At 36.7% G+C, this 26,026-nt stretch carries 20 protein-coding genes; 6 read left to right on the forward strand and 14 right to left on the reverse strand.

Features of this window, described 5'->3' with window-relative positions; all coding sequences use genetic code 11:
• The first annotated feature begins 9 nt into the window (after positions 1–9).
• On the forward strand, positions 10–534 hold the full coding sequence (locus tag I600_RS06555) for a GNAT family N-acetyltransferase (protein WP_058103659.1): 525 nt from the start codon (positions 10–12) through the stop codon (positions 532–534).
• Positions 531–1,757 carry an ATP-binding cassette domain-containing protein gene (locus tag I600_RS06560; protein ID WP_058103660.1) on the forward strand — a complete coding sequence of 409 codons (1,227 nt, stop codon included), beginning with the start codon at positions 531–533 and terminating at the stop codon, positions 1,755–1,757. The genes I600_RS06555 and I600_RS06560 overlap by 4 nt, the downstream gene beginning before the upstream one ends.
• Positions 1,758–1,811: 54 nt before the next feature.
• Here the strand turns inward: I600_RS06560 and secDF are convergent, their stop codons facing one another.
• From secDF to I600_RS06575, 3 genes are all read right to left on the reverse strand, one after another.
• Positions 1,812–4,784 carry a protein translocase subunit SecDF gene (gene secDF, locus I600_RS06565; protein ID WP_058103661.1) on the reverse strand — a complete coding sequence of 991 codons (2,973 nt, stop codon included), beginning with the start codon at positions 4,782–4,784 and terminating at the stop codon, positions 1,812–1,814.
• Between the two features lie 98 nt (positions 4,785–4,882).
• Entirely contained in the window at positions 4,883–5,497 is a 615-nt protein-coding gene (locus I600_RS06570; RefSeq protein WP_058103662.1) for a hypothetical protein, read from the reverse strand.
• Positions 5,498–5,632: 135 nt separating this feature from the next.
• A complete protein-coding gene (locus I600_RS06575; RefSeq protein ID WP_058103663.1) occupies positions 5,633–6,559 on the reverse strand; it encodes a malate dehydrogenase in 927 nt (308 codons plus the stop codon).
• A gap of 290 nt (positions 6,560–6,849) precedes the next feature.
• Here I600_RS06575 and I600_RS06580 point away from each other — a divergent pair, with 290 nt between their 5' ends.
• Entirely contained in the window at positions 6,850–7,227 is a 378-nt protein-coding gene (locus tag I600_RS06580; protein WP_139254388.1) for a hypothetical protein, read from the forward strand.
• Between the two features lie 256 nt (positions 7,228–7,483).
• On the opposite strand, the gene I600_RS06585 is transcribed toward I600_RS06580, so the two are convergent.
• Together I600_RS06585 and gyrB are read right to left on the reverse strand one after the other, a co-directional pair.
• Positions 7,484–8,500 (reverse strand): DUF6588 family protein, encoded by a 1,017-nt coding sequence (locus I600_RS06585; RefSeq protein WP_058103665.1) that lies wholly within the window; start codon positions 8,498–8,500, stop codon positions 7,484–7,486.
• Between the two features lie 71 nt (positions 8,501–8,571).
• Complete coding sequence (gyrB, locus tag I600_RS06590) at positions 8,572–10,512, reverse strand: DNA topoisomerase (ATP-hydrolyzing) subunit B (protein ID WP_058103666.1); 1,941 nt, start codon at positions 10,510–10,512, stop codon at positions 8,572–8,574.
• 408 nt (positions 10,513–10,920) lie between these two features.
• Between gyrB and I600_RS06595 the strand changes: the two genes are divergently transcribed.
• Complete coding sequence (locus I600_RS06595) at positions 10,921–11,106, forward strand: CsbD family protein (protein WP_058103667.1); 186 nt, start codon at positions 10,921–10,923, stop codon at positions 11,104–11,106.
• 87 nt (positions 11,107–11,193) lie between these two features.
• Here I600_RS06595 and asnB read toward each other — a convergent pair whose 3' ends face one another.
• Positions 11,194–12,867 (reverse strand): asparagine synthase B, encoded by a 1,674-nt coding sequence (gene asnB, locus I600_RS06600; RefSeq protein WP_058103668.1) that lies wholly within the window; start codon positions 12,865–12,867, stop codon positions 11,194–11,196.
• A gap of 247 nt (positions 12,868–13,114) precedes the next feature.
• Between asnB and I600_RS06605 the strand changes: the two genes are divergently transcribed.
• Entirely contained in the window at positions 13,115–13,654 is a 540-nt protein-coding gene (locus I600_RS06605) for a DUF2911 domain-containing protein (RefSeq protein ID WP_058103669.1), read from the forward strand.
• A 66-nt stretch (positions 13,655–13,720) separates the two neighbouring features.
• Here the strand turns inward: I600_RS06605 and I600_RS06610 are convergent, their stop codons facing one another.
• From I600_RS06610 to I600_RS06630, 5 genes are all read right to left on the reverse strand, one after another.
• On the reverse strand, positions 13,721–15,295 hold the full coding sequence (locus I600_RS06610) for an amidohydrolase (protein WP_245188852.1): 1,575 nt from the start codon (positions 15,293–15,295) through the stop codon (positions 13,721–13,723).
• Positions 15,296–15,444: 149 nt separating this feature from the next.
• A complete protein-coding gene (locus tag I600_RS06615; protein ID WP_058103670.1) occupies positions 15,445–15,873 on the reverse strand; it encodes a hypothetical protein in 429 nt (142 codons plus the stop codon).
• Positions 15,874–15,951: 78 nt separating this feature from the next.
• Positions 15,952–17,769, reverse strand: a complete 1,818-nt coding sequence (locus I600_RS06620; RefSeq protein ID WP_058103671.1) for a DUF885 domain-containing protein — start codon at positions 17,767–17,769, stop codon at positions 15,952–15,954.
• Positions 17,770–17,845: 76 nt separating this feature from the next.
• Complete coding sequence (locus tag I600_RS06625) at positions 17,846–18,604, reverse strand: NYN domain-containing protein (protein ID WP_058103672.1); 759 nt, start codon at positions 18,602–18,604, stop codon at positions 17,846–17,848.
• Between the two features lie 78 nt (positions 18,605–18,682).
• Complete coding sequence (locus I600_RS06630) at positions 18,683–20,017, reverse strand: MFS transporter (protein WP_245188853.1); 1,335 nt, start codon at positions 20,015–20,017, stop codon at positions 18,683–18,685.
• 53 nt (positions 20,018–20,070) lie between these two features.
• Here I600_RS06630 and I600_RS06635 point away from each other — a divergent pair, with 53 nt between their 5' ends.
• A complete protein-coding gene (locus I600_RS06635; RefSeq protein WP_058103674.1) occupies positions 20,071–20,853 on the forward strand; it encodes an NIPSNAP family protein in 783 nt (260 codons plus the stop codon).
• Here I600_RS06635 and I600_RS06640 read toward each other — a convergent pair.
• The 3 genes from I600_RS06640 to I600_RS06650 all read right to left on the reverse strand — a co-directional run bounded on the left by I600_RS06640 (position 20,850) and on the right by I600_RS06650 (position 26,021).
• The gene (locus tag I600_RS06640; protein ID WP_167342533.1) at positions 20,850–21,953 is read right to left on the reverse strand and encodes an OmpA family protein; all 1,104 of its coding nucleotides are present in this window, start codon (positions 21,951–21,953) and stop codon (positions 20,850–20,852) included. The two genes, I600_RS06635 and I600_RS06640, sit on opposite strands and share 4 nt — an antisense overlap.
• Positions 21,954–22,099: 146 nt before the next feature.
• Positions 22,100–24,112: an NHL repeat-containing protein gene (locus I600_RS06645; RefSeq protein WP_058103676.1), complete on the reverse strand. Its 2,013-nt coding sequence runs from the start codon at positions 24,110–24,112 to the stop codon at positions 22,100–22,102.
• Between the two features lie 154 nt (positions 24,113–24,266).
• The gene (locus I600_RS06650; protein WP_058103677.1) at positions 24,267–26,021 is read right to left on the reverse strand and encodes a TonB-dependent receptor; all 1,755 of its coding nucleotides are present in this window, start codon (positions 26,019–26,021) and stop codon (positions 24,267–24,269) included.
• Between the last annotated feature and the right edge of the window lie 5 nt (positions 26,022–26,026).

A 26,026-nucleotide genomic window follows, 5' to 3' on the forward strand; every position in this document is an offset into this window, starting at 1 on the left:
AAGAGAATAATGCCAGCATATGTTTTATTCAATGAAGAATCTGATCGTTTACTTTTTAAAGAAGTTAAACCATTAGATTTTGAACACTGGCTACCATTTCATGAAGAACCATTAAGCAGCCAATACTGGTCTGGACTACCAAACGACCCTAGAGTTGCCTGCGAAGAACAGTTTCAAAGAATCTTTGAGAGATATAAGGCAAACCTAGGTGGTTTAAATGCTTTATTTTTAAAAGGCACCAATACCTTGGTTGGACTCTGTGGTGTTCTATTACAACAGGTTGATGGTAAACAAGAGTTTGAAATTGGTTATTCCATTCTACCAGAATATTGGCGAAAAGGTTTCGCATTTGAGGCTGCAGAAAAGTGCAAACATATAGCATTTGAAAAAAAATGGACAAACAGTTTAATTTCAATTATACAGGTAGATAATATTCCATCGCAAAAAACGGCATTGAAAAATGGTATGTTTATAGATTTTACCACCACTTACCATAATAACACAGTTCATATTTATAGAATAAACGCAAAATGAATCATTGGGTAATATATTTAGACAACAACTCAAACAAGAAAGGTTTCATTAAAGATTTTCAACAAGGAAGAACACCTATTGAACTCCAATATTTTAAACAAAAAACAGGAAGACTTTTCTCTCATTTTACCCTAGAAAAATTAATAGACGAGGAAGATAAACATGACATTGAGATAATTAGTAGTGCCGGGCAATCGTTAAAAACCATGTCTAGTGGAGAGCAAAAAAGAGCCTTGTTACATTACTTGCTTAATGAACGGCCAGATTATATAATACTAGATAATCCTTTTGATAATTTGGACATTTCCTTTCAAGAAAATCTTAAAACCATACTTGAAAATCACTCAAAGCATATTTCCTTTATTCAACTGGCCAGTAGAAAAGAAGACACGCTTTCTTTTATCAACCATTATGGCAGTATTATAAAGAATAACTTTCAAGTTATAGAAAGTCCGCTTTCTGCCGAAATCCAAATCCCAGAAAGCTTTACAACCATCACCGTTCCACAATCGGGTATTGACTTTATTAACTTGCCTAATATGTTGATCAATTTTAAAGATGTAAGTATTTCCTATGGTGAAAAGAAAATATTAAACAGTATTAATTGGACAGTGAACAAAGGTGACTTTTGGCAACTATCAGGCACCAATGGCAGTGGTAAATCTACTATACTTTCCATGATTTTTGGTGACAACCCAAAAGCCTATGGTCAAAACATTCACCTATTTGGCAGTAAAAAAGGTAGTGGTGAAAGTGTATGGGACATCAAGAAAAAGATAGGTTATTACGCCCCTGCGATGACCGATAAGTTCAGCGGAAGACACTCAATAGAAAATATGCTTATCTCTGGTTTAAATGATTCTGTAGGCTTATATGTAAAGCCAACAGCGTTTCAGCAAAGAATAATTAAGCAATGGCTGGCACTATTAGACCTTTACGATATTAAAAATACTTTTTTCAATACTTTATCTACGGGTAAACAAAGACTGGTCATGACGGCACGCGCCATGGTAAAGCAACCTCCATTATTAATATTAGATGAACCCACAGCAGGTATGGATGATGATTCCGCTGCATTGTTAGTAGCTTTGGTCAACAAATTTGCAAAAGAGACAAACACCGCGATCATCTTTGTTTCCCATAGAAAAGAAAAAGGTCTAAAACCAAAACAAACCTTTTACCTTACTCCACATGAAACTGGTTCAACAGGTAGTATAAAATAGAAAAAGCCGTTCATTTCTGAACGGCTTTTATATTTGAGTTAGTTAAACTCTTAATTACTCTTTACCAGAAGTAATTTTCTTGCTCAACGCATCGAACATTACAGGAGTTGCAATAAATACAGAAGAGTAAGTACCTACAACAACACCTACGATCATTGCGAACATAAATCCTCTTAATGATTCTCCACCAAATATAAAGATGGCCAAAAGTACAATTAAGGTAGTCAAAGAAGTATTCAACGTTCTACTTAACGTACTGTTTATTGCATAGTTAATGTTAGAACCGCCTTTCCAGCCGCGTTCTGCCAAAGTCTCACGAATACGGTCAAATACTACCACCGTATCATTCAATGAGTAACCGATTACTGTCAAAATAGCCGCAATAAATGCTTGATCTATTTCCATGTTAAATGGCATTAGCTTTCCAAATATAGAGAACACACCTAAAACGATCAATACATCATGGAATACCGCAACAACGGCACCCAATGAGAACTGCCATCTTCTAAATCTGAATAAGATGTATAAGAACACTACTGCCAATGAACCTAAAATTGCCAAAAAGGCATTATTCTTAATATCATCTGCAATGGTAGGACCAACCTTTACAGATTGCAATATTCCTACTGCCTCATCATCAACACCTCCTAAAACAAAAGCATCTTTACTTATACCGTCTGGCAAGTATTTTTGTAAAGAAGTGTATAACTTATCTTGAATTTCAGTATCTACCTCTATTCCTTCAACATCAACTTTATAAGGAGTAGTTATTTTTACTTGGTTAGACTCTCCGTAAGTTTTCACGTTAGTTCCACTACCAAATACGGTATTTAATTCTGATGCAATTTCGGAAGGGTTAACAGGCTGCTCAAAACGAACAGTGTAAGAACGACCGCCCACAAAGTCAACACCTTGTTGTAATCCAGGACCAAAGAACAAAGAGAATAAGCCTACGGCAACCAATATTCCAGAAACAACATAAGCTATCTTTCTCTTGATCAAGAAATCGATATTGATTCCCTTGAATAGGTTTTTTGTAATTCCGGTTGAGAAATCCAAGCTTCTACCTTTTCCTCCAATATACCAATCAACCAAAAGACGGGTGATGAATATTGCGGTAAATAAAGAAGTTATAATACCGATCAATAACGTTGTTGCAAAACCTTTAATTGGTCCTGATCCAAAAACGAATAATATGATTGCAGTTAAACCTGTAGTAATGTTCGCATCTAAGATTGATGACAATGCATTACCAAAACCATCTGCAACGGCTTGACTTTTACCTTTACCTTTTGCCAATTCCTCTTTAATACGTTCAAAGATAAGTACGTTGGCATCAACAGACATACCGATCGTTAATACGATACCTGCGATACCAGGTAGAGTCAACACAGCATTCAAACTGGTTAACACACCAAATATCAACAAGATGTTCAATAACAAAGCAACATCTGCGAAAGCACCTGCTTTACCATAATATGCGATCATCCATAATAGAACAATCGCCATAGCGATCAAGAAAGACATAAAACCACTATCAATAGCTTCTTGACCTAAAGAAGGACCAACAATCTCTGACTGAATAATTTCTGCAGAAGCAGGAAGTTTACCGGCTCTAAGTACGTTAGAAATATCTTTTGTTTCGTTTACGGTAAAGTCTCCGGTAATTTCTGAACGACCACCAGAGATAGGACCAGAAGAAACACCAGGAGCAGTGTACACTTTGTTATCCAAAACAATAGCTATACCTGTTTGATTGCTATAAGCATCACCTGTTAATTTTTCCCATTCTTTAGCTCCTTTGGTATTCATGGTCATTGAAACTGCAGGCTTACTGAACTGATCAAAATCCGCTCTAGCATCACTTACAACATCACCACTAATTCTTGGCGTACCATCGCGGTTAGATTTTAATGCATATAAATCAATAACCTCGGTATCTTCTGAAGATGGTCTTTCCCATACAAACTTTGTAAACTGGATATCAGCAGGCAACAATCTTCTAATTTCTGGCATTCTAAAATAAGAACCAATAGTAGCAGTATCTTTTATAGCCGCACGAAACATTGCATTTGAACCTGGGTTAGCAGGAATCAATAACTCATACAAAGGATTCACTTGTGTTGCCAAATCCAAAGAATCTGCAGAAACATCGGACAACAAAGAATCTAACTCTGACTCTTCTTTAACTTGCTCCGGTTCTTTTACTTCAACTATTTCTTTTAGCTTTTCATTCGCTTGAATTAAGAATGTACTAAAACTGGTATTGCTTTGCTTATACGTTTCCCAAAACTCTAATTGAGCAGTACTTGATAAAAGATCTTGCGCACGAGCAATATCTCTTGCACCTGGTAACTCTACCAATATACGACCAGAATTACCTTCTCTTTGAATGTTTGGCTGTGTAACACCAAAACCATCTATACGTTCTCTTAGTACCTCAAAAGCAGAAACGATGGACTCATCTATTTTTCTACGGATAACAGATTTTGCATCACTATCAGGCATGTTAGGAGTAATTTCATTACCATCAACCAAACTTTTTGTGGCAAAGATATCTGGTGAAGCCAATTTAGTATCTCCCTTTATAGCGTCAAAAGCTTCAAAGAAAAGTTCAATATACGTATCATCGCTATTTTTAGAGGCTGCATCGGCATCTGCCAAAGCCTTGTTGAAAACAGGACTCTTTGTATTATTAGCCAATCCTTTTAGGATGTCCTTTACTGAAATTTGAAGGGTAACATTTATACCCCCTTTAAGGTCAAGACCTTTGTTCAATTCTTTCTTTTTAGCCTCATTATAATTGGTGTAGCCAAAAACGGTATTATTACCGATAGAATCAAGATAGCTTGCCGCTATCATTTCTCGCTTTGCCACGTAACCCTCTTCTGCCTCAGACACACGACTGGCCGCGAAGGTATTCGCTTCTTTTTCTACTTTGCTTGTAACAAAAGTATAGGATAGCTGGTAAATACTAACTAACCCGAATAATAAAGCAAATAGCTTTATAAGTCCCTTATTCTGCATTTTTATTTAATTTATGTTGATTATACTTATTAAGTAGTTTAAAAATCTAGGCGTATTACTTTTTCGCAAAATAATTACGTCTTATTAGATGTTGTAGTTTAGCTATTTCTGATCCAGACGGGTCCTGCCCTTACCTCTGGAATTTGATGTGAAGTATTATCTGCAACAATAGCCACCTTGCTATTGATTTTAAGAGCCAATTCTACAGTAGCATTGAACTCTAAAGTAAATTTATTAGTTAAAGGCGGTACTACCGGAATAACCTTGGAATCAAAATTATGATCTTGACCAGCAACAAGTGTGGCTTTAATTTGATATCCATTATCGGTATGCTGATGAAGATCTAAAACAACCAGATTATATTGACCGGGTAGTCCATCAGAATCATCTTCGGTTGGAATTTCATCTTCATTCGCTAAAAACCGACCTTCTTGTGAAAGAAACTTTTTAACGCTTTCAGCATCAACATCACTGTAATAACGAATACTTAATTGTGTTTCGTCATTTTCTATTACCTCAATGGTATCGACACCTAAAACCTGTAATTTTTTAGTTATTACAGCCAATATTTCATCATGGGCAGTATTTGAAGCTAATTCCACATCAGCAAATTCCAATGAAATTTGTTGATTAGAAGCTTTCTTTTGCTCTTGACATAACCCTAATAGGGCTAGAATAATAAATAAAGTACTTACGCACCATTTTGCATTCATGCGGCAAATATAAAAAGAAAAATATGCTAGGTAGTATATTTTTTACAATATATGTACCTGAAGCCTATCTTCTTAGAAAAAGAAACCCTTTGCAACAATGTCACAAAGGGTTCAAATATGATTTAGCGGTATTAACTACAGCTCTAAAAGTCCGTTAGTTTTACTTACACCAGCAGCACTTTCCTTCATTTTAGTTTTTTCAGCATCACTTAAAGGTATATCAACTACTTTCTCAATACCGTCTTTACCTAAAATTACAGGAACACCTATACAGATATCTTTAAGACCGTATTCACCATCAAGTAATGTAGAACAAGGGAACATTTTCTTCTGATCGCAAGCAATTGCTTGTACCATAGAAGAAACTGCTGCACCAGGAGCATACCAAGCGCTAGTACCTAACAACTTGGTCAATGTAGCACCACCTACTTTAGTATCATCCGCTACTTGTTGTAATCTTTCTTCTGATAAGAATTCCGAAACACGTATGCTATTTCTGGTTGCGTGAGATATTAATGGCACCATACCAGTATCACTATGACCACCAATTACCATACCGTCTATATCAGAAATAGGAGCTTCCATAGCCTCTGCTAAACGATACTTAAAACGTGCGCTGTCTAAAGCACCACCCATACCTATTATTCTGTTCTTTGGTAAACCAGTAGTTTTATGTACCAAGTACGTCATAGTATCCATAGGGTTACTTACTACGATAATGATGACATTAGGAGAATGCTCTAAAAGATTGCTAGAAACCGTTTTTACGATTCCTGCATTAATACCGATCAATTCTTCTCTGGTCATACCTGGTTTTCTTGGAATACCAGATGTAATTACCGCAACATGACTATCGGCCGTTTTAGAATAATCGTTTGTGCTACCTGTTATTTTGGTATCAAAACCGTTTAATGACGCAGTTTGCATTAAATCCATTGCTTTACCTTCCGCATAGCCTTCTTTAATGTCCAAAATAACCACTTCTGATGCAAAATCTTTAATGGCAATGTATTCTGCACAACTAGCACCTACTGCACCAGCACCAACTACTGTAACTTTCATTTATTATTATTTTATGAATTATTATATATAAAATGGAATAGCCATCTTATGTGTATTGAATTTTCACTTCAAAAATAGGTATTTATTGACGAAATATGCTACTAGCCACTTGATTTAATTAACTGAAAAAGTGATTAAAAACATCGATAAAATGCACATTTTGTTAAAAAAAATTGCGCTTTAACGAAGAAATCGTCAAATAGTGACCATACATCGAATTTTAATAATAAGCCGAAACTAGTCACGTTAAATACTATGGATCCCAAATCCACCATAAAATTAACCTACTTATGACTAAGAAGTTCCTCTCTTTGTTGGCCATATGTGCCATTGTGTTTCTTGCGAACTGTTCTCGCATTGAACAAAACACCGATCCCATCATTGGAATTTGGTCACAATCCGATTTGACCGTAACCGAAAGCTCTTCTAAACAAACTATTCGTAAAGAATGGATTTTTAATGATGTCTATCTTGGTAGATATCATGAAATTGAAGGTTCTACCATTACCTTAAAAACAGACTTTAACTGGTCTAAACAAGACGATGTTTATACGGTTGAGTATAAAGGTCTAGAAGGAAAGCCCAATAATATTATCACCATAAAATCTTCTGAAGAGAATGTTTACCTTCAAAAGAAAGATGGTGCCACCTTGGCAATAAGGGAATAAACGATTTTAACAGGGCCATGGGAAAAAGGCTGTCCGGAGGGATCTGGGCAGTCTTTTTTATTCCTATGCGTTCTCTATTTGTTGGTTGTCGGAAACAAGAGAATTCAAGTTCAAGTTTAAAAATCAAGGTATATCAAAGGCCAGATTTATCTCAAAATCAATACTATTTAGCATCTCTTAATACAACGCTAGAACAGGGATGAACCCAAAATTATCAATACTTGATTTTTAAACCTTGATATTATTTACTTCTGATTTACCTAAAACCAAAGTTTATACCTACAGTAGCAGTATTGAATTCTCCTAGATTATACTCAGCATTCAGCCTAAAGAAACCTAATTTTAGTTTCGTTCCCAAAGTACCTGTTACCCCATTTACTTTTTTTACGATCGAAAAAGGATCTTCATAAGTTTCAGATTCAAATGGTCCACTATTAACTCTGTACGTTCCTAAAACATCTGTTACCGACTTACCAGTAATATAATTTACACCTCCATAAAAATTAATGATAGGCAACTTTGTAGATACTACAGCACCAAATGCCCAACTACTGATTTCTGCCTCTATACGTTGATTTTCACCTTCTATTAACCTGGCATTACTTAAATCATAATCACCATTGATATTCGTATACCCAATAACGGCAGAAATTGCCACTGGTAAAATTTTATCCGCAGGCAACAATTTCGTAAAATCGTGTTGTATACCTAAGCCAAATAGTCCTATAGATGCATCTTCATATTCAATTTTAGGCAAAAACCTTGCTTTAATTTCAGTTCCCTTTATAACACCAACACTTGCTTGCAAATAACCCGATGGTACAAAGTCGATATTTTCACCTGCCAAGCCCGATGGCAGCTCAAATGTTTCTCTAACGGTTACCCCCAATACCTCACCTTCTACATAAACCTGAGTTCCAGAAATATCCCCTAAAGCCGTGGATACTTCTCTAGCCACACCTGGGTTTTCCACAAAATCTAAATTCTCATAATCACTGGGATCTAGGATAAAAGTTTTCTTATCCTCCTTGTTCTTAAAGCCCGTGATATTACCTATGATAGAAATTTCAAATCCGCCCAAAGGTTTTGCATCCGCAGTATTATACCACCCGGTTGACATACTGTATACCACACTTTCTGAGAGTGGTGCCATATAATCGGTCGTAAATCGTTCTGCATCTTCAACTCCGGCAGCTAGTACATTATTAAAATCTGCCTGAGCAGCAGTAGTTAAACATGTCCCTAGAAAAACACACGTAAATAAATTCTTCATGATTCAAATTTTACCTAAAACTAAAAAACCTGCGCCGTAGACGCAGGTTTTTGTTGTGTAATAGGTATTTTCTATGTGTCAATGTTTGCATAAACAGCATTCTTCTCAATAAATTCTCTTCTAGGTGGTACTTCATCACCCATAAGCATTGAGAAAACACGATCGGTTTCAGTTGCGTTGTCTATCGTTATTTGGCGCAATGTTCTGTATTCAGGATTCATGGTTGTATCCCATAATTGTTCAGCGTTCATTTCACCAAGACCCTTATATCTTTGAATACTTACACCACCACTGTAGCTATCTGCAATTTCATCGCGTTCTTTATCACTCCAAGCATATCTCTTTTTCTGACCTTTTTTAACCAGATAAAGAGGTGGAGTAGCAATATAAATATGCCCATTCTCTACCAATTCTCTCATATAACGGAAGAAGAATGTTAAGATCAAGGTTTCAATATGGCTACCGTCAACATCGGCATCACACATGATGACTACCTTATGGTATCTTAACTTTTCTAGGTTCAGTGCCTTACTATCCTCTTCTGTACCTATGGTTACACCAAGGGCAGTATACATATTCTTAATTTCCTCGTTTTCAAAAACCTTATGTTGCATGGCTTTCTCAACATTCAAAATCTTACCTCGTAGCGGTAGGATCGCTTGGAAATTACGATCACGACCCATTTTAGCGGTACCACCCGCCGAATCTCCCTCAACTAGGAATATTTCGCACTTTTCTGGGTCCTGCTCAGAGCAATCTGATAGTTTACCTGGCAAACCACCACCACTCATTACATTCTTTCGCTGAACCATTTCACGAGCTTTAGAAGCTGCATGTCTAGCCTGCGCCGCAAGAATTACTTTTTGTACAATGGTCTTTGCATCATCTGGATGCTCCTCAAGGTAATCTGTCAACATTTCAGATACTGCCTGACTAACAGCTGCGGAAACCTCACGGTTTCCTAATTTGGTTTTTGTCTGACCTTCGAATTGCGGCTCAGAAACCTTAACAGACACAATTGCCGTTAAACCTTCACGGAAATCATCACCTTGAATTTCGAATTTTAATTTATCCAACATACCAGAAGCATCGGCATATTTTTTCAGGGTAGAAGTCAAACCTCTTCTAAATCCTGATAAATGTGTACCACCTTCATGAGTATTAATGTTATTTACATACGAGTGAAGATTCTCAGTATAACTAGTATTGTAAATCATAGCAACCTCAACAGGAATATCGTTTTTCTCCCCTTCCATTGCTATAACCCCTTGTATTAAAGACTCACGGTTGCCATCTAAGAACTTAACAAATTCCTTTAATCCTTCATTGGAAAAGAATGTTTCACCAACGTATTCCCCTTTCTCGTCTTTCTGACGCTTATCGGTAATACTAATAGTAACCCCTTTATTCAAGAAAGAAAGCTCGCGCATTCTATTTGCCAAGGTTTCATAACTATATTCAATAGTTTGGGTGAATATGGTATTATCCGGATGAAAAGTAACTTCTGTACCCATATCTTCGGTCTCCCCTATTCTTTTTACTGGATATAAAGCCTTACCACGCTCATATTCTTGTTGCCAAATTACACCGTCCCTAAAAACCGTAGCGGTCAAATGATCAGAAAGAGCGTTTACACACGAAACACCAACACCGTGAAGACCACCCGATACTTTATAAGAATCTTTATCGAATTTACCACCGGCACCGATTTTGGTCATTACAACCTCAAGTGCAGAAACACCTTCCTTTTTATGTAAATCTACCGGAATACCCCTACCGTTATCCCTTGTAGTTATGGAATTATCTTCATTTATGATAACGCTAATGTTGTCACAATGACCTCCCATAGCCTCATCAATAGAGTTATCGACTACTTCATATACTAAATGGTGCAAACCACGGACCCCAACATCACCTATATACATGGATGGACGCATACGTACGTGCTCCATACCTTCCAAGGCCTGAATACTATCTGCCGAATAATTTTTCTTATTTGCTTCTTCGCTCATAAAATTAAGGTTGTTTTACTTCAAATTTTGCAATCTTACAAATATACGCAATACCCCATGAAATATAGCCTTCCTAGTAATTGGGCAATGGCAAGTTATCAACAATTATTGTGGAAAATTAGAGATTTTATCCTAAAAAACAGAGCTACCTAAAGTATCAATGTTAAGTATGGTTGTATTGAAAACATTAAATAATACAACCAAGACCTCATTTATAGATATCAAATGACCGGAACTACCTCTTAAATGTGCAAAATGCCTAAGAAATGATACACCCAATCAACAAGTCCTCTTAAAATTAACGGTAAAAAAATCAATGTTTGCGTTATTGATCATAATGGGGATTTATTAAGATTTCCTTTACATGTGGTCATTAACTTAGAGGTATAATCTTAAAAACAATATATCATGAATGAAGAACAATTTAAAGGAAAGTGGAATATAGCAAAAGGGAAACTTAAGCAAAAGTATGGTGACCTTACAGATGATGATCTAACATATGCTGAAGGTAAGTCTGATGAATTACTGGGAAGAATACAAGAAAAAACCGGTGAATCAAAAGAAAAGCTAAAGCAGATGATCAATGACATCTAAGCAATGATGAAACAATTCATAAAAAAACAAACCCGTCTAAAGAATTAGACGGGTTCTTACAATAAGTATTAATGACTAATTCAAACCCTATTGCTTAACGTATGCATCATCATGAACAAATGCAACCGCTCTACCAGACGGATCGTTCATGTTCTTGAATGCTTCATCCCATTCTAGAGCAATTTGAGTACTACAAGCTACAGAAGCTTCTTGAGGTACGCATAACGCAGCAGCGTCTGAAGGAAAATGCTCTTCAAATATGGAACGGTAATAAAATTCTTCTTTTGATGTAGGTGTCTGTAATGGAAATCTAAATTTAGCGTTCGCCAATTGCTCATCGCTCACCTCTTGGTTTACCACTTCTTTCAAAGTATCTATCCAACTATACCCAACTCCATCAGAAAATTGCTCTTTTTGTCTCCATGCAACACTTTCTGGTAACATATCTTCAAAAGCCTTTCTTACCACCCACTTCTCCATACGCTCACCGTTGATCATCTTATCTTGAGGGTTAATACGCATGGCAACATCCATAAATTCTTTATCCAAGAAAGGAACTCTACCTTCTATTCCCCATGAAGCCAAAGACTTGTTCGCCCTTAAGCAATCATACATATGCAGCTTACTTAACTTACGTACGGTTTCTTCATGAAATTCTTGTGCATTAGGCGCTTTGTGGAAATATAGATATCCACCAAACAACTCATCTGCACCCTCACCGGAAAGTACCATTTTAATACCCATAGATTTTATGACACGCGCCATTAAGTACATAGGCGTAGAAGCTCTAATGGTGGTAATATCATAAGTTTCCAAGTTATACACTACATCTTTTATAGCGTCTAAACCTTCTTGTATAGTAAATTTAATTTCATGGTGTACGGTTCCTATATGATCAGCCACCTTTTGTGCAGCAGCCAAATCTGGAGATCCCTCTAGACCTACCGAGAACGAATGTAATTGTGGATACCAAGCATCTGCAGTATCTCCACTCTCAATACGCTTTTGCGCATATTTCTTAGCTATTGCGGAAGTAACCGAAGAATCCAACCCACCAGACAATAAAACACCGTAAGGCACATCAGACATTAATTGTCTATGAACGGCAGCTTCTAAGGCTTCTTTAATTTCCTTAATACTGGTTTCGTTTTCCTTAACCGCATCATACTCCATCCAATCTCTGGAATACCATTTCTTAAGTTCACCGTCTGAACTATGCAAATAATGCCCCGGAGGAAATAACTCTATTTTAGTACATGTACCTTCTAAAGCTTTTAATTCTGATGCTACATAGAAAGTACCATTTTTATCCCATCCCATGTATAATGGAATAATCCCCATATGATCACGAGCTACAAAATATTCGTCCTTTTCCGCATCATAAATTGTGAAACCAAAAATTCCGTTCATTTCATCAATAAAATCAACACCTTTTTCTTGATAAAGCGCTAATATAACTTCACAGTCAGACTCCGTTTTAAAATCGTACTTACCTTCAAACTGCTTACGTAATTCTCTATGATTATATATTTCACCATTGGCAGCCAATATCAATTTACCATTAGGACTCAATAATGGTTGTTTTCCAGAAGCTGGATCTACAATTGCCAAACGCTCATGAGCTAAAATGGCTTTATCATCAGCATAGATACCACTCCAATCCGGACCTCTATGTCTAATCTTTTTTGACATTTCTAAAAGTTGAGGCCTAAGTACTTCAGTACTTTCCTTAACATCAAATGCACATACTATTCCACACATAATCTAATTATTATATCAATTATGATACAAATATCTAGTTATAGTTTCAATTAACAAACATATATCTCAAATATGCTTACAAATTGTAATTATAAAATTCATTTTATATTATATATGATAGGTTTTAGAAGCAATTAACGTTCTAAATATGGCGAAATGTAACTTTCCAAAATTTAACTTCTTTTTATAAATATCACTGTAAGGAACTGCTTAGTTTTATGACCTAGAAAAAAACTAAACAATTATTATGAAAAAAGTATTTACACTCGCAACATTAATGTTAGCTGTAGTGATGACCACTTCGGTATCTGCTCAAGACTTCTCAGGTATTGACAAAAGCCCAATGGATATGGCTGCTTACCCAACAGATTACAAAGTTTCTGAAAAAGCGGTTCGTATTATTTACGGTAGACCTCAATTAAAAGGTCGTTCTATGGACGAACTGGCTCCTACTGGAAAGGTATGGAGAACTGGTGCCAACGAAGCTCCGGAAATTACTTTCTACAAGGATGTCAATTTTGGAGGTAAAGATATCAAAGCTGGTACTTATTCATTGTTCACCATACCTGGTGAAGAAGAGTGGACCGTAATTTTAAATAAGAATTTAAACCAATGGGGTTCATATTTTTATGATGAATCTGCAGATGTTGCACGTGTAAAAGTACCTAATGGTTCTGATAGCGCTTCATTAGAAGAATTCTCAATTGCATTCAAAGATGCTAAAGGTGGTACATCTTTAGTAATGGGCTGGGATAAGACAAGAGTTGCAGTACCAATTACAATGTAATTTTAAAGTACACAGTATTAAAACAAAAACCTCGGTCCTAGACCGAGGTTTTTTTATGCTTCTTTATTATCTAACAATACCATCTATAAACGTTTGTTCTGCCTTTATAGTGGGAATTTCATTTAATGGTATGGTCATCATATCTTTATCATAGATAACAAAATCGGCAGATTTACCAGGTTCTATACTTCCCTTCTCTTCTTCTTCAAAATTTGAATAAGCTGCCCAAATTGTCATTCCTTTTAAAGTCTCTTCCCTTGTCAAGGCTTCTTCCATTTGAAAACCTCCTTTTGGATATCCACTAGTATCTTGTCTGGCCACGGCTGCATAAAAGGTTAAAAATGGACTAACATCCTCTACCGGAAAGTCTGTTCCCAACGCTATAGTACCTGCCTTGTTCAATAAGGTCTTAAAAGCATAAGCCCCTTTTACCCTGTCTCCCAAACGATCTTCTGCCCAATACATATCACTAGTAGCGTGTGTAGGTTGTACTGATGGAATTATTCCGCTTTCAAAAAAATCAAAATCGTTATCGGTCAATACTTGGGCATGCTCAATTTTCCAACGTCTATCCTCTTTGCCCTGTAACACTTTTTTATATGCTCTCAACACAGCAACGTTTGCAGAATCACCTATTGCATGGGTATTCATTTGGTATTCCGACCGTGCCAATTTTTCCGCCAGAGCTTCAATTTCATCTACAGGGGTTATCATAGCACCAAAATGATTGGGCAAATCACTATACTCTTCTTTTAGCGCCGCGCCCCTAGAACCCAATGCCCCATCACCATAAACCTTAACAGACCTAACGTTCAATCGGTCGGTTTTAATTGGTCCTTTGTTTATATAATAATCAACATCTTCTTTATTATTACTGACCATTGCATAGATCTTTATGGAAAGCTCACCAGCCTGCTGCAAACTATCAATAAGCTCTATGGTACTTCTATCTAAACCTGCATCGTTGACAGTAGTTAGACCGTGGTTTAAACTAATTCTTTCAGCATCTTTCAATGCCTTAATTTTATCATTTAAACTTGGTGAAGGCATAATACTATCGATCAGTTGCATAGGGTTATCAACCAAAACTCCGGTAATACCAGAATAGCCATTCTCCCATTTCTTCACAATTTCACCACCTTCCACTTTGGTACTCCAATCAATACCCGCCATGTCCAAAGCTTTTTGATTCACCAAGTAAGCATGACCATCTACACGTTCCAATGCAACAGGAATATCAGGAAAAATAGTATCTAATTCGGCTTTAGTAGGGAATTCTTTAACCTCCCAATCATTCTGATCCCAGCCTCTACCCCTCAAAAATGATTTAGGATTTGCTGCATGAAACTCCTTAACACGTTTCAATACCTCATCAAAACTCTTGGTACCTACTAAATTTACAAGCTGTTGATTAAGCCCTAACCCATAAAAGTGACAATGTGCATCAATTAATCCAGGGGTAATTGCCCTACCATCAGCATCTATCAACTGATCAGAGGTATACACATCCCTAATTTCATCTGTAGTACCCACGGCAATAAACTTACCGTCTTGAACGGCAAAAGCTTGGGCTTCTGAGAAAGAATCATCAACAGTATAGACCTTGGCATTTACAATAACCAGATCAACTTTTTCTTTCATGAGTTCGCAACCTGTTAAAATAACAAGTAGGATTGGAAGTAGTTTTTTCAAAACGATATAGTTAGTTAGCAACATTACAAAGCAAACATGAATAAGCATGCTTCAAATAATATTGAAAACTAAGTATTTTTTCCTAAAGTTCTAAATATTTATTGTCCAGGTAGTTGACGAACGCCAAAAATTTCACTGGTACCTATTGCAGAATAACTTTCTCCTACAATTTTATCATTCTCTACGACCAATACAAACGACACACGTTTTAGCCCTTCAAAATTTACATTGAAATTAATACCATTATCCTTAACCACCACATCTTGCCCTGTAAGCATACCGGTTCCAAGTTTTAAGGCAACATCATAGGAATCACCTTTTTGGGTAATAAAGAACATACCTTTCTCATAAGGTGCATCCACATTTGTCATAGTATATTTCCAAACTCCCAAAACAGAATCTGTACTTATCAAAGCTATCGTTTCTTTTGCAACAGAATTTTTATACGGATAATTTTCCGTAGTTGTAAAAGAGCACAAAACAACGCAAAGCGCTATCACTTGAACTATAAATTTAATGGTCTTCATTAATGGCTATGTTAAACTATAATTTCTAAACGTTGATTCTCATTGATTATTACACCTGTTAATTGGTCTTTAAGCACCTTACATTTCATGTTGTGCGATCCAATTATCTATCTTCTCTTCTAATAATACCAAAGGCAAACTCCCAGAATTTAATATCTGACTATGAAAATCCCTTATATTAAAATTGTCTCCTAAAGCTTTTTCTGCCTTAGTTCTCAATTGTCTGATCTTTAATTGACCCATTTTATAAGATAAGGCTTGCCCCGGTGTTGCCATATACCGTTCAATTTCAGCAATTATGCTTTCTTCAGATTCTGCCTCGTTATCCAAAGAATATTGTATGGCTTTCTCCCTACTCCAGCCTTTTGCATGAATACCGGTATCTACCACTAATCTTATAGCTCTATGCATCTCCATACTCAACATACCAAAATATTGATAAGGGTCAGTATAAATTCCCAATTCCTTGCCTAACGACTCTGCATAGAGAGCCCAACCTTCTACAAACACACCCATACTTTCAGGATGTAAAAACTCTGGAAGACTATTGTTCTCTTGCTGTAAGCTTAGTTGAAAATGGTGGCCCGGTATGGCCTCATGTAAAAACAATGCCTCATCATGAACCATATTATACGCCTTTACATCTGGAATTGGCACATAAAAAATACCTGCCCTAGAACCATCTTTTGATCCGGGCACATACTCGGCACTGGCAGATGCTTCTCTAAACGCTTCAGTTCTTCGTACATTGAAACCTGCCTTAGGGGTTAAATTAAATAAAGAATCTATACGCACGGCTATGCGGTCATTAATGGCATTAAAATTTTCTATAACCTCTTCTGGTTTAGAAAAAGGCATTAATTCTTTCCTATTTCTAAGAGAATTGAAAAAAGACTTTAAATCCCCCGTAAACCCAATCTCATTTTTAATAGCTTCCATCTCTTTGGAAATACGATCTACTTCAGACAAACCCAATTCATGAATTTCATCTGCACTCATATTCGTAGTCGTATGTAATTTAATTAAATACTTGTACGTCTCCTTACCATTTGGCAAATCTAGCAAGCCGCTAGACGTTCTACATTTAGGCAAGTACTCATTTGTTAAAAAATCATTTAATTCCACATACTTGGGTGTCAACTTCTCTTGAATGAAATCTTCATAGTTACTTTTTAGAATATCCATATCTACGTCAGATATACCATCAGGAAAATTTAAAACGGGTTTAAAGAATAAATTATCTTCTAATGGAACATCTATAAAAGAACGAACTTGCGGCAACATTTTTAATGTCAATACTTTTGGCAATACTATACCTTTGTCCATGCCTACCTTCATCTTTGCTATTGACGTATCTAAAAAAATAAGGTAATCCTCTAATCTACTGAGCCAGTTATTATAATCTTCTATGCTTTTAAAAGGCTGAACACTGGTACCACCTGCCAATTGCGCCACGTACAAATGCAACGATTGAATTTGAAAAAGGGGCATTAACTCAAAACTGGGAAGATCATAAATTGGTGAAGCCACAGTAACCATTGGATTCATGACACCTTCTAGTTTTACATTACAATCCCATTGCATTACGCGTAGACTCATGTAGTCTTCCGCACTGATCTGAGTGGAATCATACTTACCTAACTCCTCTAAGAAGTAGGTATACCGATCTTTTAAATGTAAAATATAGTCATCTGAATTGTAATTGGCGATGGTGTCATTATACTCATAATAACCAGCTTTGGTAGCCTCTATAGGATTAATTCCTTTTTTGAATTCATAAAATTCAGCAAACACCTCAGCAATTGGTCTTGCTAAATTTACTTGCTCTTTTTTTGAGGATTCTTTACATGACCCCAAAATAATAACAACAGCCAAAAACCACAGCTTACGATACATAGCATTTTAATTTGTACTGAAAAATACAAACTAATATGATCGTTTTAAAACAATAGTAATGAAATACAGTTTTGTTTTACTTTTTTGCCTTTGAAGAAACCTTCTCCTTAATTTTTACGTAAATCAATTTTTTACGCCCTTTGGAGTCTTCACGTCTTTCAATTTCAAAATGGGGGATGGAATTGATCAAAGGCGTCAATTTTTGAAATCCATAATTACGAGAATCAAAATTGGGTTGCTTTTTCTGAAGTAAACTACCAACATCACCTAAAAAAGCCCATCCGTCATCATCGGCTACATCGTCAATAGTGGTGGCAATAAAGCGTAATGCCTTTGGGGTAATTTTATCAACGGTATTTTTTTCAGTAGGGGTCTTATTGTTATCCGCAGCTTCTTCTTCGCTTCTACTTTTAAGAATTTCAATATAGATGAACTTATCGCAAGCCACAATAAATGGATTGGGTGTTTTGCGTTCACCAATTCCAAAAACCTGCATACCTGCTTCTCGCAATCTTGTTGCCAGTCTTGTAAAATCACTATCACTACTTACAATACAAAATCCGTTTACCTTACCAGAATATAAGATATCCATAGCATCGATAATCATAGCAGAATCGGTTGCATTCTTACCTTGGGTATACCCATATTGTTGAATAGGTGTTATGGCATTCTCCAACAGTACGTTTTTCCATTTTCCCAAACGCGGATTGGTCCAATCGCCATAAATACGTTTAATGGTAGGGTTGCCATATTTGGCAATTTCTTCCATCATTTCTTTTACATAGGCAGAAGGTATATTATCCCCATCTATCAGTACCGCTAAATTCAAATCCATTTGTAGTGTTTTTGTAAAGATAGATTGATTTCTACTTGAACCACAATATGTTGACCGATAAAGTTAAAAATGATTTTTTTACTGCGGATTATTAGCTTTCAAGGATCCAATAACCAGAAAGAGCAGGAATGCCAAACCCAAATAACCAACCATTTCATAAGACCCAAAGGTTGATAGACAAAGGCTAAATATACTAGGCGCCAAGGCACTTGCCAATATTAAAAAACTCATTATTTTACCGGTTATGCTCCCCAAATGTGCCCTCCCGAAAAACCTTGGCCAAGCTACGGCATTCAAAACGGCAAAGAATCCGCCCAGGATACCAAAACCGGCAATTAACATAGGTACGCCAACAGCTGTAGACAACAATAAAAACCCTAAAGAAGCCAGAAAACCACCCAATAACATTAAATACAAATACAATTTCAAAGGTAGATAATCACTTAAAAAATTGAATATAGTAGAGACGGTAACCGCTACTACAGATCCTGGCAAGAAAATAGAAATGGCATCTTCCTTGGCAAAACCTTCATGTGTAAAAATAGACACCACATGAAAGGTAAGTCCCGTAATAAAAAAGCTGTTAAAGGCAAGTGTAAGTCCGTACATCCAAAAAGCCCTTTCCTTTTTAGCTTCGGTAAGGGTAAACTGCTTTGTAACTACTTTTTGTTTTTCGTCTTCAGTTGAAAGTGACTTTGCACCATCTGGCAATAGACCATGCTTCTCTGGAGAAATTTTATAGAAAGTGTAAATAAATATGCTGAACAGTAAAAGCCCAATAGCTAAAAATTGCCAAGTACTTTCCCATCCATAACCTTCAATAAGCCCATTTACCCATAAAGGTGAAGAAGAAAACCCAAAGGAAAGTGCCACACTACTAAATGAATTGACTTTACCCCTGTTTTTATCGAACCATATCATAATTACATTTCTAGATGCCATGGTCAAAACCCCTTGACCCGCAAAACGAAGCATAAAGAACAATACGGTCATTAATACAAAGGGCACCATCCAAGTATCTACCGATAATAAATCTTTTATATAAGAACTCATTATTGCAGACCAAGAGCACAAGAATAAAGTAACACCCAAAGTTATGGCAGCAAAGAAAGCTACATAACGCGCCCCATAGGTATCAAACCAAACACCTGCCCTACCAATGACCAAGGAACTGACAATGGTACCGATCATATAGGCATTACTAAATTGATTACGGCTAAGCCCCAAGGCATCTTTCACGGGATCGGTAAAGACAGAGACACCAATAGTTTGCCCGGGTATACTACAATAAATCCCAATAGTACCTATGAAAAGAATAACGTAGCCATAAAACACAGGGCTCTTGGCTGGATCAATAAGCGGTTTTTGAAAAATATTGGCCATAGAAACTATACTGGTACAAAAGTACAGCATCGTAATCGTTCATTTTATCATTAACTTGTTGTTTTAATCCAAATTCAAATTTCATGAAGTATAGGTTTACGCTATCAATCGTTTTATTGTTTTTTATCACTTGCGGCTCATTTACAAGTTTTGCACAAGAACAGGAATATTACCAACTAAAAACATATACCATAAAGAACGATACTCAAGAAAATATGGTAGACCATTACCTAAAAAATGCCTACCTACCAGCGTTAAAAAGAATGGGAATCAACAATATTGGTGTCTTTAAGGTAATACCCGGCAAGTTTACAATAAGCAATAAAATCTACGTATTAATTCCGTTTCAATCCTTGGCGGAGTTCAATAAATTAGAAGCTATGCTTGCGGTAGATAAAACCCATTTATCCGCGGGTGATGAATATATTAATGCCGCGCACGACAACAAACCTTATGAACGCATCAGCTCAGTGTTGTTACGTGCATTTTCCGATATGCCAAAAATGAAACCCAGCACGGTAGATGGTCCACGAGCAAACCGAGTATATGAACTTAGAAGTTACGAAGGACCAACAGAAGCCATGTACCGTAGAAAGGTAGATATGTTCAACGAGGGCGGCGAAGTGAAACTTTTTGAAAATTTAGGTTTTAATGCGGTTTTTTATGCCGATGTCATTTCTGGAGATAAGATGCCCAATCTCATGTATATGACAACATTTAACAACATGAAAGAAAGAGATGCTCTTTGGAAAGATTTTGGATCGTCCGATAAATGGAAGGAAATTTCTGTGTTAGACAAATACCAAAACACTGTTAGTTACGCAGATATTCACCTATTGTACCCAACAGAATATTCAGATTATTAATTAGGATTACGAAGTACAAATTCTACACGCCGGTTGAGAAATCTACCGGCTTCCGTTTTATTGGTGGCTATTGGCATTGAACTACCCAAACCTATGGAGGATATCCTATTTATGCCTATTCCGTTTTCAGTCAAATAGCCAACGATTTCGCTTGCACGTCTTACTGACAATTTTTGGTTAAAACTATCAGAGCCAATATCATCGGTATGTCCACGTATTTCAATATGAACAGTAGAATTTTTCTTCAAATAAGAAAGCAATAGTTCCATTTCCAGTTGATGGTCTCCTCTTATCTTAGCTTTGTTAGAATTGAAATACACATCTTTAAAAACATGAATACTGTCTAACTTGTATTCTCTTAATTGAACATGATCACTTAACGGTTCTGAGTTCACATTGTGCACAGAGACCATATCTAAATAATAGTAAGAACCTTTTGTTATTTCCCTTTTGGTCTGATATTTCTGTGTGCGCCTATTGTTTTTAAAATTACCGATGACCATAAAGTTTTCGGTTCCGTTGGCTTCATAGGTGGTGGTCAATTTCACCCACTTAATTTCATCGGAATAGTATTTGGAATAGGATATTACTAGCTCTTTGGATTTCTCTCCTTTTAGTTGGGCATAATGTAAGCCAGACAAAACCTTGCTCGTAGCAACTTCAACAGGAAGCTCGGTAAAACGGATACCAAATTCCTTGACCGCAAAGTCTGATCGTTCCGCCAGGCTAACATAAAAAGAAATTGTGTAGCGTTCGCCTTTTATCAACGTAGCGCTTAATTGTGCTTCAATATACTCACGATAGTCATTGGGGGCGTACATATAAAATCCGACATAGCCTTCACCGAAATCTGCAGGTTGTTTACCATTAAAATTCTCTGGAGTACCCATGTCTATACTACAACCATTGAAATAATCCGTAGTCCCTTTAGTGGGCATTTTCCAATGTATCACATCTTTTTCCAAATTGCCCAATGCAACGGGACATTCCTTATAGTTTTCAAAACTAGGGTTCAATACCAAATTCTGACTCGCTAAAAAAAATGGTTTGCACAGCGCAAGCAAAAGCAGAAGATTTAGATATGGTCTTATAGTTAACATGCGCATTAAATAGTTTCCCTAAAATACAGAAAAGATAAAATATGGCCGTTTTGCCAAATTCTACGCATAAAAAAAGCCCTTCTCATCTCAAAGAAGGGCCTTACTAACAATAAAAACCAAACCTTACTTTAACCTTACTTTAACCTTTAATTGTTGTATAAGTAAATTGATGCAGCAGAAGCAAGATCATTACTAACCGTTGGAGCAACATTACCACTAGCATTTAAAGCATCTGAGAAGGAAAGTACCTTACCGTTTCCTATCTCTGCAATGAACACTGTTTTTGTTTTGTGGTCGTAAGCTACATCTATTGGGTTACCCATTTCGGTTAAAGAACCGGCAACTCTTGTTTGCTCGGACAAGGCCAATGAACCGCCGTCATTTATTGCTGCCAATTTAGCCGCAAAATCTTGGGTTACTTGAAAACCACCATCTGTATTGGCATCTGCAGCATCTCCTATATCCGTCATCACCAACACATCATCAGCTTCGCTATAATCTATACCGTGTGTTCTTACAATACCGTCTACCGTAATTCTTTTTGTTGGTGTAATAGCACCATCAGCGGAAAAAGCGGTCAAGAAATTGTCATACACAGCTAAATCACTTGTGTTATCTACTACAGCCAATAAGCTATTGCCCATAAAAGTAATTCCCCAAGTGTTAAAACCGGCATCAAAAGTATTCAACAAACTAAAACTAGAACCGTTATATTCATATACGTAGAACTTATTTTCCGAATTACTTGACACTACCACCTTATTACCAAAAACAGCAATTTCCCTAGGGCTGGCCAACTCCGCACTACCTGAAAAATCCGCAGCAATATTTGCAAGATCGGTTACAGCAGAAAAACTACCATAAAACTCCAACGCCAAGCCAGATCTTGAAGCCTGTATTATAGCATCATTAAAAGCATCATAATAAATACCTTCTGTAGCATCAGATCCTGTGGCAACAGTTTTAGTTAGCATACCAGAACCGTCATAAATACTTACATCACCATTGGCAGTACTCGTCGCATATAATCTTGTTGCCCTAGCGTCACTAGAATCTCCTGTGTTACCATCTGTTTCATCACTACTGAAATAAATAGATGAAGCCATTGCCAAATCTTTGTTGAAAGACGGAGACACATCGCCACCAGAACCTATAGAGGTAAATCCTAATACTTTTCCATTTCCTATTTCAGAAACATATACTGCATCGGTTTCAGAGTCGTAGGCAACATCAATAGGGTTACCCATTAAAGTTGATGAACCCGCTACTCTTACCTGCATTCCTATGGGTAATAATTCACCATCTGATAATGCATCGAATTTTGATGAGAATTCTGAAATTACATGAAAACCACCATCTGTGTTTGCATCTGTAGCATCACCAATATCGGTCAATACCATAACATCGTCCGTACCATCATAAGTAATACCGTGTGTTCTTACAATACCTTCAATAGTAACTCTTTTAGAAGGTCTTAAAATAGCCGAGTTGGCGTTAGAAAGAAAATCGTAATAAACTGCCAAGTCGCCCGTAGTATCAACAACAGCGTATAAATCATCACCTTTAAAAGTAATACCCCAAACCGGGAACGGTACTTCAACGGTATTCATCAGTGTAAATCCGCTGCCTGTATTTTCATATACAAAGAATTTGTTAGACCCATTATCGGCCACTACAAAAGAACTTCCGTTTACCGCTAATTCTCTTGGGCTTTCTAAATCTGCCGCTCCTGTGAAGGAAGAAGTAATGGCATCACCATCAATTAATGTATTAATGTCCGCAAATGCTTCTAATTGCAAATCGCTTCTAGATGCCTGATAGACCATATCGGCCGTAGCATCATAATAAATACCCTCTGCAGCCGTAGTTGTGGTCATATATGTAACCAAAGAATCTCCGGTAACGCTATATCTTGATATGTTTCCGTTTTCGTTATTGGTAACAAAAAGATCAGTTCTACGTCCTAAAACGGTCATTCCGTCTCCACAAGGTTCGCACATAGAACCACCACAATCAATACCGGTTTCATCACCGTTCATTACTCCATCATCACAGGTGGCATCTGGATTCATATCTACGATGGCGTCATCATCATCACTGCAAGAAGCAATGAAAAGGGTACCTATAAGTATTGCTAAATAAAAAATAGATTTCTTCATAATTTATATTGGGTTTAATAGTTGAATTGCCCATACTTACGAAGTGAACTATTTGAGGTTTGTTTTAGTGTGTTAAAAATATACTAAAACCGAAAACGCCTAAGTATCAGAAGCATCCGACACTTAGGCGTTGTCATTTATAAATGAATTGTTGTTAAAAGTCGAACTTATAGGTTGCGCCTCCTAAAATTTGAATTCCTTGTACCTGAAAGTTAGACCAACGTTGATAATCGTTATTTGAAAGGTTGGCTCCCTTTATAAAGAACGACCATTGATCTGTATAACGATATCCAACATGGGCGTTGGCATCAAAATACCCATCTAAAGTAATAAGGGTTGCGGGAAATTCACTTGGTTGTGCATTTTGTACTACCGTGGATGAAAAATCTTCACGCTCACCAACATAGAACAAGTTAACACCGGCATACCATTTTTTACCTATTTGATAATCCATAAACAATGAAGCCTGTAAATTTGGAAGGTTCCATGCAGGGTTGCCCGTTTCCGTATTATAATCGTAAACCTCAATATTTGCACCTGCGGTAAAATTACGGTTAACATCTACATTCAACTCCCCAAAAATACCCAAGGTCTTTATATCATCATAAAACAAACCAAATGAATTACCATAGTAATATCCTTTATCATCTGACCTAAAATCGTTTCTCGGATTTAAAGTATACAAAGGTTTATTGTTCTCGGCGGTATATGACCCTTTAACATTATAGCTTAAATTAGGTAATAACTGCCCTTTAAAACCTACATAGGCATTGTACTGGCTATCTGTTGGCGCAATGGTCAACGTTGGCGAAACAAAAGGGTTACCTTCTACAAAATCATAATACGAGTTTTGTTTTAACTCCCCTGTTACCCCACCATAAGCAATTACGGTTTCATCTAACAGCCTATATGAAGCCGTTACTGCCGGATAGATATAGAAATTACTTTCACTGTTCTCCAAGTCCATTCCGTAGACCAAATTTACTCCCAAATTCAAGGAAAGATCATCACGCAACATGGTCAAAGACGGATTTATACCTACCTGTAAATTGCCATAAGAAATACCATTATCATTGTCAGCACTACTAACACTGGCATTTTCAAATGTACCTCCAACATAATCCAACTTTACTTTAGCATTAAAGGTTTCTTCGTTCATTGGAAACTCAAATCCGGTATTGAAAATTGCCCTGTTTTCACCGGAACTTACGGCATCAAAAAATCTTCTATACTTTAAATCGGCCCTTTTAAAATAAGCATCTTCCACGTTTATGTGACCACTTACTTCGCCCATGTAATAATTTTGACGTTCATCAATACTATTAATAACCGTTTCACTGAACACACCGGGTTCAATACCGTACCAATTATACACTTGATGTTGCAACCCAATGGCCGCACCCCAATCTAAATCCCTATCTCTTTTTGCATACGATGCATCTAACCTGGTATCATAAAAGGTATCGTTAAGCTCTACACCGTTGATTCCACCACGAGAAGACAAATGGTTGAAACCAATATCAAAATTCTCATCTCTATTTATAGTTCTACTCGTATAAAATTCGCCCAGAACATTACCATACAATCCGGCGCCCAATGAAGCATATGAATTATATAATACCGGAGGAGGTAATTTTTCTACTTTAGATGCCGTTCCTTTAGAAGGCGTAAACGTAGATGCTACCGGAACGGAAAATATGCTGTAATTGATCGGTTTTTTCTGAAGAACGATAGAATCGTTCATGTTTGGTACCGATTTAATTTTAAAAGCATCTGAAACGGTTGGCGTGTAGGCTTTGGTTACCGTTACGGTTTCCGTACCCAAATCTTTCTCTTCCTCTTCTTGAGCAAAGGTAACTTGAAAGCCAAGCGTTAAAAATATAAGCGTAAATATATGTTTGTTGTACATAGGTG

The organism is Maribacter dokdonensis DSW-8 (assembly GCF_001447995.1).
GTDB lineage: Bacteria > Bacteroidota > Bacteroidia > Flavobacteriales > Flavobacteriaceae > Maribacter > Maribacter dokdonensis.

What these genes read in the sequence shown, in the direction of transcription:
- gyrB (WP_058103666.1), bottom strand. Translation starts at nt 10,512, where the DNA reads ATGAGCGAAGAAGCAAATAAGAAAAATTATTCGGCAGATAGTATTCAG.
- I600_RS06645 (WP_058103676.1), bottom strand. Translation starts at nt 24,112, where the DNA reads ATGAAGAAATCTATTTTTTATTTAGCAATACTTATAGGTACCCTTTTC.
- I600_RS06610 (WP_245188852.1), bottom strand. Translation starts at nt 15,295, where the DNA reads ATGAAAGAAAAAGTTGATCTGGTTATTGTAAATGCCAAGGTCTATACT.
- I600_RS06635 (WP_058103674.1), top strand. Translation starts at nt 20,071, where the DNA reads ATGAAGTATAGGTTTACGCTATCAATCGTTTTATTGTTTTTTATCACT.
- I600_RS06650 (WP_058103677.1), bottom strand. Translation starts at nt 26,021, where the DNA reads ATGTACAACAAACATATATTTACGCTTATATTTTTAACGCTTGGCTTT.
- secDF (WP_058103661.1), bottom strand. Translation starts at nt 4,784, where the DNA reads ATGCAGAATAAGGGACTTATAAAGCTATTTGCTTTATTATTCGGGTTA.
- I600_RS06605 (WP_058103669.1), top strand. Translation starts at nt 13,115, where the DNA reads ATGAAAAAAGTATTTACACTCGCAACATTAATGTTAGCTGTAGTGATG.
- I600_RS06580 (WP_139254388.1), top strand. Translation starts at nt 6,850, where the DNA reads ATGACTAAGAAGTTCCTCTCTTTGTTGGCCATATGTGCCATTGTGTTT.
- I600_RS06570 (WP_058103662.1), bottom strand. Translation starts at nt 5,497, where the DNA reads ATGAATGCAAAATGGTGCGTAAGTACTTTATTTATTATTCTAGCCCTA.
- I600_RS06620 (WP_058103671.1), bottom strand. Translation starts at nt 17,769, where the DNA reads ATGTATCGTAAGCTGTGGTTTTTGGCTGTTGTTATTATTTTGGGGTCA.
- I600_RS06560 (WP_058103660.1), top strand. Translation starts at nt 531, where the DNA reads ATGAATCATTGGGTAATATATTTAGACAACAACTCAAACAAGAAAGGT.
- asnB (WP_058103668.1), bottom strand. Translation starts at nt 12,867, where the DNA reads ATGTGTGGAATAGTATGTGCATTTGATGTTAAGGAAAGTACTGAAGTA.
- I600_RS06630 (WP_245188853.1), bottom strand. Translation starts at nt 20,017, where the DNA reads ATGCTGTACTTTTGTACCAGTATAGTTTCTATGGCCAATATTTTTCAA.
- I600_RS06595 (WP_058103667.1), top strand. Translation starts at nt 10,921, where the DNA reads ATGAATGAAGAACAATTTAAAGGAAAGTGGAATATAGCAAAAGGGAAA.
- I600_RS06640 (WP_167342533.1), bottom strand. Translation starts at nt 21,953, where the DNA reads ATGTTAACTATAAGACCATATCTAAATCTTCTGCTTTTGCTTGCGCTG.
- I600_RS06555 (WP_058103659.1), top strand. Translation starts at nt 10, where the DNA reads ATGCCAGCATATGTTTTATTCAATGAAGAATCTGATCGTTTACTTTTT.
- I600_RS06615 (WP_058103670.1), bottom strand. Translation starts at nt 15,873, where the DNA reads ATGAAGACCATTAAATTTATAGTTCAAGTGATAGCGCTTTGCGTTGTT.
- I600_RS06625 (WP_058103672.1), bottom strand. Translation starts at nt 18,604, where the DNA reads ATGGATTTGAATTTAGCGGTACTGATAGATGGGGATAATATACCTTCT.
- I600_RS06575 (WP_058103663.1), bottom strand. Translation starts at nt 6,559, where the DNA reads ATGAAAGTTACAGTAGTTGGTGCTGGTGCAGTAGGTGCTAGTTGTGCA.
- I600_RS06585 (WP_058103665.1), bottom strand. Translation starts at nt 8,500, where the DNA reads ATGAAGAATTTATTTACGTGTGTTTTTCTAGGGACATGTTTAACTACT.